Source organism: Anaerolineales bacterium, from assembly GCA_003105035.1.
GTDB lineage: Bacteria > Chloroflexota > Anaerolineae > Anaerolineales > UBA4823 > FEB-25.
Genome location: PQAL01000019.1, coordinates 55,542 through 70,161, shown reverse-complemented (window position 1 = coordinate 70,161; position 14,620 = coordinate 55,542). Strand labels below are relative to the sequence as shown.

At 52.2% G+C, this 14,620-nt stretch carries 17 protein-coding genes; 7 read left to right on the top strand and 10 right to left on the bottom strand.

From position 1 onward, the window contains the following. Positions 1-7: 7 nt before the first annotated feature. The 3 genes from C3F13_08905 to C3F13_08895 all read left to right on the top strand — a co-directional run bounded on the left by C3F13_08905 (position 8) and on the right by C3F13_08895 (position 4,270). Positions 8-1,465, top strand: a complete 1,458-nt coding sequence (locus C3F13_08905; GenBank protein ID PWB53523.1) for an NADH-quinone oxidoreductase subunit N — start codon at positions 8-10, stop codon at positions 1,463-1,465. Between the two features lie 88 nt (positions 1,466-1,553). Then, on the top strand, positions 1,554-1,865 hold the full coding sequence (locus C3F13_08900; protein ID PWB53522.1) for a hypothetical protein: 312 nt from the start codon (positions 1,554-1,556) through the stop codon (positions 1,863-1,865). 353 nt (positions 1,866-2,218) lie between these two features. After that, a complete protein-coding gene (locus C3F13_08895; protein PWB53521.1) occupies positions 2,219-4,270 on the top strand; it encodes a hypothetical protein in 2,052 nt (683 codons plus the stop codon). A 54-nt stretch (positions 4,271-4,324) separates the two neighbouring features. Here the strand turns inward: C3F13_08895 and C3F13_08890 are convergent, their stop codons facing one another. The 6 genes from C3F13_08890 to C3F13_08865 all read right to left on the bottom strand — a co-directional run bounded on the left by C3F13_08890 (position 4,325) and on the right by C3F13_08865 (position 7,895). Next, on the bottom strand, positions 4,325-4,741 hold the full coding sequence (locus tag C3F13_08890) for a hypothetical protein (GenBank protein ID PWB53520.1): 417 nt from the start codon (positions 4,739-4,741) through the stop codon (positions 4,325-4,327). An 8-nt stretch (positions 4,742-4,749) separates the two neighbouring features. Beyond that, entirely contained in the window at positions 4,750-5,079 is a 330-nt protein-coding gene (locus C3F13_08885; GenBank protein ID PWB53519.1) for a hypothetical protein, read from the bottom strand. A gap of 336 nt (positions 5,080-5,415) precedes the next feature. Next, positions 5,416-5,790, bottom strand: coding sequence for a hypothetical protein (locus C3F13_08880; GenBank protein ID PWB53619.1), 375 nt, complete (start codon positions 5,788-5,790; stop codon positions 5,416-5,418). Between the two features lie 94 nt (positions 5,791-5,884). Further along, the gene (locus C3F13_08875) at positions 5,885-6,157 is read right to left on the bottom strand and encodes a hypothetical protein (GenBank protein PWB53518.1); all 273 of its coding nucleotides are present in this window, start codon (positions 6,155-6,157) and stop codon (positions 5,885-5,887) included. Positions 6,158-6,165: 8 nt separating this feature from the next. After that, complete coding sequence (locus C3F13_08870; GenBank protein PWB53517.1) at positions 6,166-6,546, bottom strand: hypothetical protein; 381 nt, start codon at positions 6,544-6,546, stop codon at positions 6,166-6,168. Positions 6,547-6,662: 116 nt separating this feature from the next. Continuing rightward, positions 6,663-7,895: a tyrosine--tRNA ligase gene (locus tag C3F13_08865; GenBank protein ID PWB53516.1), complete on the bottom strand. Its 1,233-nt coding sequence runs from the start codon at positions 7,893-7,895 to the stop codon at positions 6,663-6,665. A 183-nt stretch (positions 7,896-8,078) separates the two neighbouring features. Between C3F13_08865 and C3F13_08860 the strand changes: the two genes are divergently transcribed. The 4 genes from C3F13_08860 (at position 8,079) to C3F13_08845 (ending at position 10,555) form a co-directional block, all read left to right on the top strand. Beyond that, positions 8,079-8,552 carry a hypothetical protein gene (locus C3F13_08860; protein ID PWB53515.1) on the top strand — a complete coding sequence of 158 codons (474 nt, stop codon included), beginning with the start codon at positions 8,079-8,081 and terminating at the stop codon, positions 8,550-8,552. Positions 8,553-8,567: 15 nt separating this feature from the next. Next, positions 8,568-9,305, top strand: a complete 738-nt coding sequence (locus tag C3F13_08855) for a radical SAM protein (protein PWB53514.1) — start codon at positions 8,568-8,570, stop codon at positions 9,303-9,305. Between the two features lie 143 nt (positions 9,306-9,448). Then, positions 9,449-9,967, top strand: a complete 519-nt coding sequence (locus tag C3F13_08850) for a DinB family protein (protein PWB53513.1) — start codon at positions 9,449-9,451, stop codon at positions 9,965-9,967. Positions 9,968-10,051: 84 nt separating this feature from the next. Beyond that, positions 10,052-10,555, top strand: a complete 504-nt coding sequence (locus C3F13_08845; protein PWB53512.1) for an HNH endonuclease — start codon at positions 10,052-10,054, stop codon at positions 10,553-10,555. Positions 10,556-10,572: 17 nt separating this feature from the next. On the opposite strand, the gene C3F13_08840 is transcribed toward C3F13_08845, so the two are convergent. The 4 genes from C3F13_08840 to C3F13_08825 are packed head-to-tail and all read right to left on the bottom strand — an operon-like array spanning position 10,573 to position 14,511. After that, positions 10,573-12,063 (bottom strand): hypothetical protein, encoded by a 1,491-nt coding sequence (locus C3F13_08840; GenBank protein ID PWB53511.1) that lies wholly within the window; start codon positions 12,061-12,063, stop codon positions 10,573-10,575. Then, complete coding sequence (locus C3F13_08835) at positions 11,996-12,979, bottom strand: ABC transporter ATP-binding protein (protein ID PWB53510.1); 984 nt, start codon at positions 12,977-12,979, stop codon at positions 11,996-11,998. The genes C3F13_08840 and C3F13_08835 overlap by 68 nt, the downstream gene beginning before the upstream one ends. Positions 12,980-13,020: 41 nt before the next feature. After that, complete coding sequence (locus C3F13_08830) at positions 13,021-13,875, bottom strand: prolipoprotein diacylglyceryl transferase (GenBank protein PWB53509.1); 855 nt, start codon at positions 13,873-13,875, stop codon at positions 13,021-13,023. A 15-nt stretch (positions 13,876-13,890) separates the two neighbouring features. Next, positions 13,891-14,511: a hypothetical protein gene (locus C3F13_08825; protein ID PWB53508.1), complete on the bottom strand. Its 621-nt coding sequence runs from the start codon at positions 14,509-14,511 to the stop codon at positions 13,891-13,893. Positions 14,512-14,620 lie beyond the last annotated feature (109 nt).

Genomic DNA, 14,620 nt, shown 5'->3' with positions numbered 1-14,620 from the left:
CTGACGCATGACATTAAATGACCTGCTGCACAACCTAGATAGCATCCTTCCCCTGGCGGTATTGGTTGCCTGGAGCTGCATCCTGCTCATTGTTGACCTGTTCATACCCAAAGGGCGCAAGGGTTGGACAGCCCTACTGGCGGCAGTGGGACTGATTGTTAGCCTGGGATTAACCATCCTGCGGGTCGGTAAGCCAACCGCTTCCTTTGATGGCATGGTCATCAACGATGACTTTTCATCCTTCCTGATCATCTTGTTTCTCAGCAGCGGTTTGGCAGGCATCGTCCTGGCATACGATTATCTCAAACGCATGAATATAGAGAAAGGTGAGTATTACACCCTGCTACTGTTCTCTGTCAGTGGCATGCTTCTCATGTCCATGGCCAATGACCTGATCGTGGTTTTCCTGGCCCTTGAGCTGCTTTCCATCCCGCTGTATGTGTTGGCTGGTTTTGCCCGCCCTCAGGTGGAATCAGAAGAAGCCTCGCTTAAATACTTCCTGATGGGTGCTTTTGCGGGTGGTTTTGTTGTTTTCGGGATCGCCCTGGTATTCGGTGCCACGGGCACGACCAACCTGACGGCCATCTTCGCTTCAATCGGAGCTTCCATCGCGAACATCCCCATATTGGTGATGGGTGCTGCCTTGATCCTGGTGGGATTCGGCTTCAAAGTCGCAGCCGTTCCATTCCACATGTGGACGCCCGACGTATACCACGGCTCACCCAGCGCAGTCACAGCTTTCATGTCGGTGGGTGCCAAGGCGGCCGGGTTTGCAGCTCTGCTGCGTATCTTCGTTTCTGCTTTCCCCGCCCTGTCCACCGATCTCACGATGGTCCTATGGGCTGTTTCCGCCCTGACCATGTTCCTGGGGAATGTGGTGGCCATCGCTCAGAAGAATATTAAGCGCATGCTGGCTTACTCAAGCATCGCGCATGCGGGGTATATCCTGATGGCACTGGTCCCGTACGGTAATTCTACGGTGAGCTCTGATACCATCAGTGCGGCCTTATTCTATCTCGTAGCCTATGCCCTGACCAGCTTTGGAGCCTGGGCAGTGGTCATCGCCCTGGAGAAAGCCGAAGGTAAGGGCCTGGAGCTCGATGATTATGCCGGCCTATCGCGCAAATACCCCCTCCTGGCTGCCTGCATGGCTGTGTTCATGCTGTCATTCACGGGTGTCCCGCCCACCCTGGGCTTTATGGGGAAATTTTATCTCTTCCGCACCGTCATTGAAGGAGGCTACCTAGGCCTGGCATTGATCGGTGTTTTCACCTCACTGATCTCCGCATACTACTACCTGCGTGTCATCGTGATCATGTACATGCGCGATGGGGAACCAGAAGCCAGGCGTGAGTTTTGGGTGCAGTTTACTGCCGCTTTGACAGCTGTGTTGGTGGTTCTGCTGACCCTCTTTGCCCAACCGTTATTGAGCCTGGCCAGCCAAGCTGTAATGTTGACTTATTAAAGGGAAAAACTATCCAAAATACCCATGGACCCGGTGCGACATCAGCCGGGTCTTTTATTTTTATTAAATCTTCTCTCCAGGAGTGTGTATGGAGATAATCATTAATTTCTACCGTCCTGGTAAAGGCATCACTCGTTATATTGATGGTTTGGCACAAGAAACTCAGGATTTCCTTAAAACCCGTACTGAGATCTCCCAGGAATTCAGCCAGGCCTGGTGTGAACAGGTATGGTGGCAGAATGGCAGTGTTCCCAAAGGAGTATTAATCGGCTCAGTCCAGAAACATCTATTTTTCGAGGAGTGGTTTTCGGTAATGGAGTTAATCGATACCCAAGGAAAACATCTTGGATACTATGTTGATATCGACACACCGCTGGAAAAAAAAGATGGAGAGTACTAGCTCACCGACCTGTTTCTGGATATATGGGTGGGACCATACGGCAGGATGGTTGAGCTCGACCAGGATGAATTTGAGCTTGCATTTCAGGCAGGAGGCCTGACCCCATTTCAATATCATCAAGCCAGGAAAGTATTCGACCAGATCAAAGTTGAGATAACAACGGGTGAGTTCTACTTGAGGCTCAAGTAAGGTCGGAGTAGAAAAAAGGGTTAAATTTTCCTAACCTGCATCACTCAAGCATCAGTTATAATCTTCAGCCAAAGAATAGTACATAAACGGATTTATCTCGCTAGTGGGAAAACTTGATTCCGGGATGATTGTCCTGCGATGATGGTCAAGGAAGTACTCGGTTTATGAACGATATCATATATAATCTCGCCCTAAAAATCCGACCTGAGTTAAAAAACCTGACTGGCCAGCAACGCATGTCAAGTACAGCCGACGTGCTTACGTTGATCTATACCTTCCCTATGGCTGTGGCCGGCCTGGTCTGGTTGCTGCGGGTGTCAGATTGGTCTTCTATACGCCTCTACTGGAAAGACTACCTCCTGATGGCGGTAATACTTTACTTATTTAACCGCCTGCGTTTCTTCTTCATCACTGAAATCCGCTCGGGTGGCTATGCCAATTCTGACGGGGCGATGGATGGGATTGCGGTTTGGGCTGCAATACTTACCCTCGGTCCAACCGCCTTATGGTTGAAGGTTTTATGGGATTTCATGACCTTTGTCACCTCAATAAACAAGGATAAGACAACCCAATCGTATTGGAACCGCAGCCGGTTGCTATCCGCAGACCTATCGATAGATCTACTGGCAACCCTGGTGGCATTGGTAGTGTATCAAAGGGTTGGGGGTTTAATACCCATACCAGGTCCCTCGATAGAATACATCCTTCCAGCATTTCTGGCGGTGGTTGTCCAGTATTTGTGCTCTCTTGTGGTCTACTCAGGTTACATCGGATATGTAATCTGGTCACTTAAGAATGTTTTACACACTCCAGCCAGGCCGGCTGTTTCATTCTTCTTCATGGCACTCACGCTACCTGCCCTCGCTAATCCATTCGGGATTCTAGCAGCCGGGATTTATGTTTCAGAAGGACTGGACGAATTTTTATTCATCACCCTTGGCCTGCTGCTTGTGGCTATTTTGGCACGCCGCCTAAGCCAGGCAGCGGAATACTCCCGGCAGCAATCCAGCCAGATTGAGCAGCTGGAAAAATTAGGGCGCGCCATCCTGGATGCCCCACCGGATGGCTCTATGCTGGCTGAGGTGTTGAAAAGCCATGTATTGCCCATGTTCGCATCGCAGGCGATCCTCGTGTGGACGGAAGACAAGGGAGTGCTGGTTCAGAATCCGGAAAACTCCTTGTTCAACCGTGAATTAGCCTGGCAGTGGCTGCGGGAGAAAAACGAAGCGTATTATTCCATGCCAGGTAAACGCCTGCCCTGGGACCCGACTATCACACTGGCTGGCCCGCTCATCCTGTGCCCGGTCATGGACGAAGAAACCAATCTGCCGATTGGCGAGGTGTTCATCGAGCTGCAGACCTTGAACATACCATGGAACAACCAGGCTTTGCGCAGGCAGCTGCCTGCCGTCCAGTCTCTGGCTGCACAGGTAGCCTCGGCCATTCACCAATCCCGCATGTATCGAAATTCTCTGGCGATGCAAAAGACCCTCCAGGAGCTCTCGCTGGCTCGTTCCATCCAGGCTAGCTTTTTACCCGAGGCGATTCCACAAATTCCCGGCTGGGAGATCGCTGCTGCCCTCGAGCCTGCTCGCCAGATCGCAGGAGATTTTTATGATTTCATCAGCTTGCCTGACGGAAAATTAGGCTTCCTGATTGCCGACGTTGCTGATAAGGGCTTGGGTTCGGCTTTATACATGGCCTTGAGCAATACATTGATTCGCACATTTGCCACCCAGTACCCACGCGACCCTGCCCAGGTCATGAAGTCGGCCAACCAACAAATCCTGCGTAATGCCCGTGCGAATCTGTTCGTCACGGTGTTTTTTGGCGTGCTCGATCCAGTCACGGGCACGTTATGTTATGCAAATGCAGGGCACAATCCACCCTTTTTAATTGGCTCTACTGGGATACGCACACTGGGAAATACCGGGATGCCACTTGGTATTGATGAAGAAAACGATTGGTCACAAGATGAGGTGGAAATTTTGCCTGGTGAGATTTTGCTGCTGTACACGGATGGTGTGACGGACGCGCAGAACAACGCAGGTGAATTCATCGATCGGAAAATCATCTTGAACACGGTTCAGAAGAATTCCGGGAAATCAGTTCAGGTTGTGCAAAAAAATATCCTCGAAAAAGTCCATCATTTCGTAGGCGATGCGTCTCGTTTTGATGACCTGACCCTGGTTATCCTGGGGCGAGAAAAAGGTTAAAAAACTGCCCGGTGATCGACAAAGGTCATCGGGCAGTTGTTTTTTATCTCATTGTTATTTTGGTTTATGACGCTTGATCATGGTCAAAATATTGCCGAGTTCGGGATTAGCCTCATAGCTGACCTCATCCATCATTTTACGCATCAGGAAAATACCCAGACCGCGCGGTTTAATATCATCCAGAGACACGTTCACCTCCGGCTCTGGCACTGAAGATGGGTCAAAGGGCTCAGCGTCATCATAGATCACCACTTTGAGCCCGTCTTTCAGGATCTCGCAGGTAATATCGATGCGACTTGGACATTCCTGGCCATAACCATGCTCGATGATGTTGGTAGTCGCCTCATCAACGGCTAGCTGGACCGCATACACCTCCGATTCATCCAACCCGGCTTCAGTGGCATACTGGGATACGTAATCGCAGATCTTTTCCAGATTATTCAAACTGCAAGAGAACCGTTGTGTCGGCATTATGCCTATCAAAAGTTACCTACCGCGGTCGTGAGGTCCTCAAATATGGTGAAGTAAGAGCCCATCCCCACCAGGTTTAGTGAATCCCTGATACCTTTGTCGACTTTAACCAGCACCAGCTCACCACTTGGTTTACATGTTTTTTGAGTGTCGATCAAGACCCACCACCCGGCGCTGGCAACAAAGTTCACCTCGCTCATATCAAACACGATATTGTACGTGTTCTTAGCAGTTATGGCTTTAAGGGCTTGACCAAACTCCTGGGCGTTGGAGCCGTCGATGCGGCCGCTGGTCTTGACGACGGTACAGCGCTTTAATTCAGTTGTCTGTATATCCATAATACTCCTCCTCGCAGGATAGCTATTATTTCTATATCAAGGAATAAAACTCATTCCATATAACTGGTTAATTTTACCAGATTGCAGCCTTACGATGAAATACAGGTCTTCTTCGTAGCGCAACCTCCTCATCAAAGTGGGTTATCTTACTATCAACACATCTCATCGGTTATTTCTTTAGATCTACGCCCAACTTTAACCTACATCAATTCAAGGGAAATAAAATCCTCACGGGTGGAAATTCCCATGAGGATTTACGTCGTGAAGAGGGAAAAATTTGCTAATTGAGCTCAATACCCCAGCTTGATGCTCAGATCATTCACTATCTTTGTAACCTTATTCTTCCAGTTCTGGTAAGCTATGCCGTCTACCGCTCATACGGAATAGCATGCCAACCATGAAGCCCATCGCAGTCAGGCCCGCCAGGGCGATTTTTGTGATATCTACAACTGGTTCTATCCGTATACCTTCGGGTGAAGCGACGACCACCGCTACCGGTCTTGATAGAATACGCCCGCCACCACCTCCTCCACTGCCTGAACCGCGGGAAAGGTTTTCGGGGTTTTTCTCGGTATCCGTGCCGCTACCTCCTCCGACACCGAAACCAGCCACGCATAGCACCTCGGCTGTCGGGATGATCAGCGTATCTTCGTGCTGGATCGGTTCACCGTACACCACCCTGACGTCACCAGCTGCTAAAAATTCCTCCATTGTGTCTTGAAATGCTTCATAACCAGCCAGCTCGGGCTGAGTGCTTGCCAGTTCATCTGTCATAGCATTACCTCCTTTTTTCAACGCTCAGGCTTTATTTTTCTCGCTTCATCAATCCAATTAAGACCGCCCCTAAGATACCTCCCGCCAGCATCCCCCAAATGATCGTGCGGGTAATATCTTTGACAGGCAGGATGGTTTCCTGGCCATCGGGCCTTCTGAGTAATACTGCCCGGGGCCGGTTCCAGACCAGGCCTGCATTGTGCCCACGCAGCTTGATCTGCAGCACATTGGTTTGGGGGATGAGTTCAACATCACCCACCTGCTGAGGTTCTCCGCTGCGGACAAGGTTTTCTATGTCCAACATGGTTCCTCTTAAGAGCTGGGTTGATCCGGTGGGGGAGGGGTATTCTTTCGGGCAGCTTTTTGTAGCTCGTCATTCACTTTGCGTAATGCATCGACGACCTCAGAATGGACCTTCGAGCCCACTTCACCGGTGCGCCACCGCTCTTGCAGGTCTTTGACGTCTTCCTTAATTGTTTGGCCCGTGGATGTGCCAGAGAAGTCCTTGGCCGCCTGGCTCAAGGATGCGCCCAGGCTGGCCAGGCCGGTTTCAATATCCTGCTGGAGCTTGCGCCGTTCTTCACTTGTCCAGGCTGCATGCAGGGCATCCCGCAGGTTGTTCCCCAGCTCATTCAGCTGTTCACTGATCGATTCTTCCTTCGGTTTGTTTTCATTGGGATTGCTGTCACTCATAAGATCCTCCTTGCAGTTAAGCTCTAGCTATTATACGCTTTGTACACCGAAAAGTAGCTTATTTAAATATTAAGGGCACATGATGCGATTTCCATGCGCCCTTTCCTATTTATTGACTACTTGCTGATCACCCTCAGGTATTTCCGCTTGCCCGCTTGTAACACGCCGGGGTGTGGGAAAACTTGATTAGCGTCGGTGAGGGTTACCCCATCCAGGCGCACGCCTTTCTGCTCCAGTAAGCGCCTGCCCTCGCTTTTGCTACCTGCCAGGTTCCCTTCCAGCAGCACATCCAGCACGGTCTGCCCGGCTTTTATCATATATTCTGGCATTTCATCCGGAAGGCTACCCTTCTGGAATACGCTGATGAAGTTATCTTCAGCGCGCTGCGCGGCTTCGACCCCATAAAATATCTCGGTGACCTCACGCGCCATTTTCATCTTGGCATCGCGCGGGTGCAGCTTACCTGAAGCAATCTCCCTTTCAAGGACATCGATCTCTGCCACCGACCAGCGAGTGACCAGCCGGTAATACTGGGGCATGGCCTTATCTGGCACGCTCATCAGCTTGCCATACATATCATCTGAGGTGGTGTTGATGGGAATGTAGTTCCCCATGGATTTGCTCATCTTGACTTCACCGTCAGTGCCCGGAAGGATTCCCATGATGATGCCGATATTGGGCTTTTCTCCCAGGAAGGTCATGATCTTGCGCGCCGCAGTAATGATGTTGAACAGCTGGTCAGTGCCGCCCACCTGTACATCTGCCTTCATGGAGTAGGCATCGTAACCCTGCATGATGGCGTAGAAAAACTCGTGCACAAAGATTGGATCACCGTTTTCCCAACGCAGCTTGAAATTCTCGCGGGTGATGAACTGCTGCACGGTGAAGTTGGAGCACAGGTAGATCAGCCTTTCAAACGTCAGTTTGGATAACCAGTCGGCATTGTAGCGCAGGAGGGTCTTGCTGCGATCCAGCACATGGAAAGCCTGTTCGGCGTAGGTCAGTCCGTTTTGTGCCACCTGCTCGGGGGAGAGTATCGGGCGAGTTTTATCTTTATCGGATGGGTCCCCGATCAGCGACGTGTAGTTGCCGATCAGAAAAGTCACCTCATGCCCCAATTCCTGGAATTGGGCCAGTTTACGCATGGTGATGGTGTGGCCCAGGGTAAGGTCAGGCTTGGTCGGGTCGTAGCCGCAATACACCCTCAGCGGCCGTTCCTCCTGCTTGGCTTCCAACAGGCGCTGGCGCAGCTCATTTTTCATGGCTTGCTTCAGGTCCTCATCACCGTATTCTGTGCCCCGCATCAAGTATTCAACTTGCTCATCGATGCACATCTGGGTCTTATCCATTCTCGCCTCCTGGTATACTCACCGACCTTGATTTCCCTGCTGATATTTTCATAAAAAAACGCGCCCTCTGTGGGAAGACGCGTCAGCTTCTCCACAGCAGGGGGTCAATCACTTGTATAATAAGCGTATCCTGTACAGAATAATTTCACGCGCTGATTATACCATCGTTGACCCGAGGGAAAAATGGATGCCAGGATAGATAAATTAATCGCCCGCATGGAAAAATCGCGAGCACAGCTCGATGCTGCCCTGGAAAAGCTCGCCCCGCAGCAAGACATTTACCCTACCTGGAAGGTGAAGCAGCTGATGGATCATATCACCGGCTGGGATGAGCTCGTCGCTGCCACATTGCAGGCGTATTCACGAGGCGTAGATCCTGTGATGATGATGGCGGATGGGATCGATCATTACAATTCCGAATCAATCTCGGCGCGCAAGGATGTCACCCTGGAGAAATCACGTCGCGACTACCAGGAGGCGCGCGCTAAAGTACTGCGGTTGTTGCGTGGTCTGCCTGTGGAAATTTACGAAAAGGAATTTGTCGCACCCTGGGGTGGGCAGTGCACGGTTGAAGGCATCATGAAGATATTTGTCTCGCACGAGCGGGAGCACGCCAGGCACATAGAAGCGGTTCTGAGGGATTCCGCAGGAGAATAACCCGGCGTAAGCTCAATGATCATCCGCGAAGTCCAGGCCAAGTCAATCCTGTCTGATTCGAAGGTTTACCCGTATGTGGTGAACCCCTATACCGGCTGCCAGCATGCCTGTACCTATTGCTATGCGCGCTTCATGAAGCGCTTCACCCATCATCATGAGCCGTGGGGTGAGTTTGTCGATGTCAAGATTAATGCCCCAGAGCTATTACTCCGTCAAATAAGCAAGAAAAAAATTGAAAGGGTGTGGGTCAGTGGGGTGTGTGATCCGTACCAGCCTGTGGAGCGGAAATATCGGCTTACCCGCCAATGCCTCGAGATCCTGGCTGATCACGGCTGGCCCGTCAGTATCCAAACCCGCTCACCCCTGGTTGTGCGCGATATTGACATCCTCAAAGCGGCGAAAGGGTTGGAGGTAGGTTTGAGCGTCACCACCGCAGACGATGGCATCCGCAGGCTGTTTGAGCCCCACGCGCCTCCAATCGCTGAGCGACTGGAGGCGCTCGATGAACTGCACAAGAGCGAGCTCCGTACCTATGTTATGGTAGCCCCCATGCTGCCCGGTGCAGCTGAACTGGCAGAACTGTTGGTCGGCAAGGTCGATTATGTGATCGTTGATCGCATGAATTACAATCATGCTGATTGGGTATACCGTAAATATAGTTTGCTGGACATGCTGAGGGATGAGTTTTTCATCCAAACGAAACAGCAGCTCAGCAGCGTATTAGGAAATTATGGCATCCCCGTGAGCGGATGAAAACCTTGGCAGAACGGGGTCAGTATGGATCGGTTTGTTTTTTGCCACCCAGACCAATTCTGTTTGCGTCATCTGCGACAATATATGACTGGATCAATCCTTTGATTTAAACACTCAATAGAACATCCTCATAGGTGAACCGGATGGACGAGCTTTGGAAAAAAGTGCTAAAGAGCCAATTTATCGCCTCGATCGAGATGCTCAGCGAGGCGATCAGCGCCTGCCCAGATGAACTTTGGCAGGCGAAGCTGTGGGACGACCTTACCGCGCCACCCGGGTTCTCCGATTTTTGGTACGTGACTTACCACGCATTGTTCTGGTTGGATCTCTACCTGTCTGGTACTGCCGAAGGCTTCACTCCACCGGCACCGTTTGACCTCAACGAGCTGGAACCACAAGGAGTGCTCCCGGAAAAAGTGTTTACTAAGGATGAGCTGCTTGCTTATCTTGATCACTGCCGCCTGGAATGTTCTCGGATATTAGATACCTTCACGGATGAAAAAGCCCATCAAGACTGTGAATTCCCCTGGAGCAATTGGAAGATCAGCTACGCTGAGCTGCTGCTGGATAACATGCGCCATGTCCAGGAGCATGGTGCCCAGCTGCACATGTTTTTGGGCCAACAGAAGGGGATTAATGCCAGGTGGGTGTCGCGTACTTGAGAGCATATACCTGCCGGTGGAACTCGTTCGGGCGTCTGTGCGCTTGAGATGAGTGTGCTATAATTCGCAGAATTAGAGGCAGTTATGCAGGCCCCCGTTCTGGTTCTCAATGCGAATTTCGAGCCGATCAACGTCTGCAATACCCGCCGCGCCATTACCCTCATCATTGATGGAAAAGCCAGCTTGATATTGAATGGGCGCGGTGAGATCAAGACCATACGGCTAATCTACCCGCGTCCATCTGTCATCCGTCTCGAGAAGATGATCCACCGTCCACACCCACGGGTAAAGCTGACCAAGCGGGAGGTGCTGCGCCGTGATGACTACACCTGCCAGTATTGTGGGCAGCATTTCTCCACCCTCACTGTGGACCACATTGTCCCTCGTCACCTGGGTGGTGAGCATGTTTGGACGAACCTGGTGGCTGCCTGCCCGCACTGCAATCACCGCAAGGGCGGGCGCACGATCGACCAGGCCCAGATGCACCTGCTACGGGTTCCATCGGTGCCTCCGGCCTCAGCAACTTATCTATTTGCCCGGCATCTGCATGACAATACAGATTGGCTGCCGTTTGTCACCGGTTGGTGAGCTGGCAGCTTGAGTTCCTAACCCCCGCCTAACAACTTCACCATCACTTGCGGGCTGACGAATACTTCCAATATTGCTGCACCCAAAAAAAGCGGGAGGACAATCACCAGGGTGATCTTGGCCCAATCTGCCAAAGATTTAACCAGACCTTCCCCGATTGACTGGCCCTGGTTTGGGGATACAAAGCTGGCGCCAACCCGCAGGATGGCTGCCCCAGACAGGATGATAGCTGGGATCTCCAGCAAGCCATGTGGCAGGGTGAAGGCTGCCAGGACGGTCAGCGGGCTTAGCCCTGCCAGGCTGGCCGCTCCCGTAAAAAACCCGATCAAGCCCATCGGCAACATCAAGACCAGGACCCCCGCTACACCCAGCGTGAAGCTGCCTAACAACGCTGCAATGCTTACCGCCCGCAGGTTGTGCCAGAACAGGGTGAGCACGCTGCCAGGGTTAAAGAATCCCATCTGGCCCATCTGGCTGAGGATCTGGGAATCGATTTTTCCCAGCCGATCGAAACCGATCTGGCTGGCGCTGATGCCGAGCCGGTTGAATTCGACCGCTCCCAGGTAAGTGACTGCCACGAGCAGCACGGTCATCCAGCTGATGGGTATCCACATGCGGCTCAAGGTATGTGGGATTTCATACTGCAGCCATTCTTTAACCGAATGGGCATCACCCATGAATTGGCGGCGGAAGACCTTTCCCATCCATCGCAAGTTTAGCGTGTCGATCTCATGCCCCAACAGCTCTTCCCGGTTTAGGTGGGTAACCCCCATGCGCACCAGCAAAATAGCCAGCACCACCAGGGCCAGCACAGCCCACCACAACACGTTGTAGTCTGCCCACAGCATCATCACCGATTCAATCTGGATCAACAAAGCTACCGGGATGATGATGAAGGAAGCCAGTAAATTGGCTGCCCGAACCGAGGTGGTTTGGGTGGAGATGACCACTGCCCCACATACCATCACCAGGGCCTGGACTGCTGTCAGCAGGATGATCAGCACCAGGAACATGGGTTCAGGCCGCCAGCTACTCAGGCGGTAGATGCCCGCCAGGTACACCCCCATGCCCAGGTAGGCTGCCATCAAAGGGGTGATTACACAGGCCAGCAATTTTCCCAGATACAGCTGCCCATCATTAAGCGGGCTACTCAACAATGGCTCGATCGTACGCCGTTCAGATTCTCCGGCAAAGCTTTCCAGGGCGATCACCAGTGAGATGGAGATGGGAAAAAACCCCACGATCATCAACAGGAAGGGGATGAAGCGCTCGGCAATCAGGGTGGCCCCATAACGCTGGACAAATTCCAGGATACGGCGGGTAGTGAAGTTGGCCAGGAATGGAAAAATGATCGTTAGAACCGCGATGGGTAGGATGATACGCCAGTCGCGCAGCTGATCGCGGATCTCACGGCGGGTGATGATCAGGGCGGGGCGGATGTTATCCAGCATGAGTGTTCCCTTTGCCGATCCTTCCTGATGCGTCCTTCCCAGGGGTGTGGTTGCCATTCTCGCCAGCACCAACAGCTTGCAGATAGACTTTTTCCAGGCTACGCGGGATCTCTGCTAAGCCCATCACGGGGACATTCTGGTTCACCAGGTATTGGACGACCTGCGGATTGGCCCGCACAGGGGTCTCAGTTTCATATTGGAACCAGTTCTCACCATGATGGAGCAGGCTGATCGATGCCGGCAGGTTGAGCTGGGAGAGATCTATCGCTGCTCCCAGGCGTACTTCGAATTGAGCTGCCCCTAACAGGTGATTTTTAAGCTCCTCGACCTGGCCAAGGATGATAATGCGCCCATGCTGGATGATGGCGATCTTATCGGCCAGCTCTTCCGCTTCAGCCAGGTTGTGGGTGCAGATGATGATGGTGCGCTTGGCACTACGCAGCCCGTGGATTGCATCCCTCACCAACCGAGCGCTCTCCGGGTCCATGGCAGAAGTCGGTTCGTCCATCAGCAGCACCGGTGGGTCATGGATCAGTGCCCGCGCCAGGGCCAGCTTCTGTCGCATGCCCTTGGAGTATTCACCAATTTTTCGCCTGCGGTCTTCAAACAATCCAAATTGCTCCAGCAGCTCAGCGGTCCGCACCTGGCGGGTTGCGCTATCCATGTGGTAAATCTGTCCGAAGAAATCCAGGTATTCCAGGGCGTTCATTCGACCATACAGGCCATGTTGTTCAGTCAAGACGCCCACTGAAGCCCGCACCTCCGCAGGTTGTGTGACGACATCGTAGCCCGCCACGCGCGCCCAACCGCCTGTGGGTTTGAGCACGGAAGTCAGCATACGCAAAGTAGTGGTCTTCCCTGCACCATTAGGCCCTAGCAATGCCAGCACTTCTCCTGAGCGGACCTCCAGGCTGACCTGGTCCACAGCGATGAAATTATTAAATGATTTACTGAGCTTATCAGTCTGGATCATTCAACCCGCATTTTTATCCGCAGCAGCGCATGGTGTGATGATCAGTTGACTGATGGCTGGCTGGGTGTTTCTGTATCTGCCGGGGGAATGACGTCCTGTTTGCGATATCGCCAGAATAGCACGAAGCCCGAAACCAGGGCTACAACCAGCATGAACATCTGGTTGATATTGATCGTGCCAAAACGGGGTGCATCCAGGCGCAGGAATTCCAGGAAGAACCTGCCGATGGGATAAAGCACAAGGTAGGTCAGGAAGATATCCCCGTCTTTTAATTTCCCTTCAAATTTTCTCGACATCCACAGCAAGAGCCCCATGTTGAGCAGGTTCCAAATTGATTCATACAGGAATAGCGGCTGGAAGGTTGAGTATTGGGTATAACCGGGCACCCGGTTCTCAGGGGCGATGGTGACAGCCCATGGCAGGTTGGTGGGTTTCCCGTACAGCTCCTGGTTGAAGTAGTTACCCCAACGGCCAATGGCCTGGGCCAGGGCGACTGCTGGTGCAGCGATATCTGCCCAGATTAAGAAACTCATCTTGCGATGGCGGGAATACAGGTATAAACCAATTGCTCCCCCGATCACCGCCCCCGGGATGCCTAATCCGCCAGCGCGGGTGTTGATCAGTGCCAGTGGGTGGGTCAGGTAATACTGGGTGGTATAGCCCATAGCCTGCATGGATGGGGGTGGGGTAAAGACGTGCCACAAGCGTGCCCCGATAATGCCAGCGATCAGCACCCAGATCAAAGCGTCCCAGACGAATTCGCTTTTTAATCCCTTGCGTTTGGCCTCATGCTCGGCCAGGAAGGCTGCAGCAAGGGCACCAAGCATCAGGATGATGCCATAAAATCTGAGATAAAATGTTCCGATAAAAAAACCGCTGGGTATACCACTTGGCATGGCGACCTCTCCTTACTATTTGGTATTCGAGTTATCTTTCCGCAAGATTTTGTTTTGTTCGTGAGCTTGCCGCCGCACGTCCACGATGCGCTGTATGGCAGTAACATTAGCCAGCACGGCGATGATCCACACCCCCACCATCGGGATGCTCAGGATCAGGGTAGGTGCCAGTACCAGGTAGCGTTCAAAGCGGCTGAGGAATCCAACCTTGGTATCCATCCCTACAGCTGAGCCCCTCGCCCTGATGTAAGATACCAGCACCGACCCGCTGGCTGCGATATAGATCCCGATCACAGAAATCCAATCGGCTTGATGGGCGAAGTGATACAGCAGTCCCCCCAGGATGATCAGCTCTGAATATCGGTCAGAGACCGAATCTACGAAGGCTCCAAAATCCGTAGGCATACCGCGTAAACGTGCCATGGTGCCATCGAGTGTGTCCACCAGCCCCATGAGTAAAACGAGGATGCCACCCACAGTAATGTATCCCAGGGCCAGCAAAACGGCTGCCACAACATTTCCACCCACACCAATCAACGTCATCGTATTCGGGTAGATTCCCAGGCGGTTAAAGAATGCCCCGAATGGGTCGAGGACTCCTTTAAATACTATTCGAGCCCGGTCTGATAAGGTCATTCTTTGTTTTTTAGGTTGAGATTGTTCCAACGGATGGGTCACGCTACCTTTCCAACGCTAAATTAAACTCACGTATGCTATCTCATGCAGCAGCGGATGTCAAGATAAA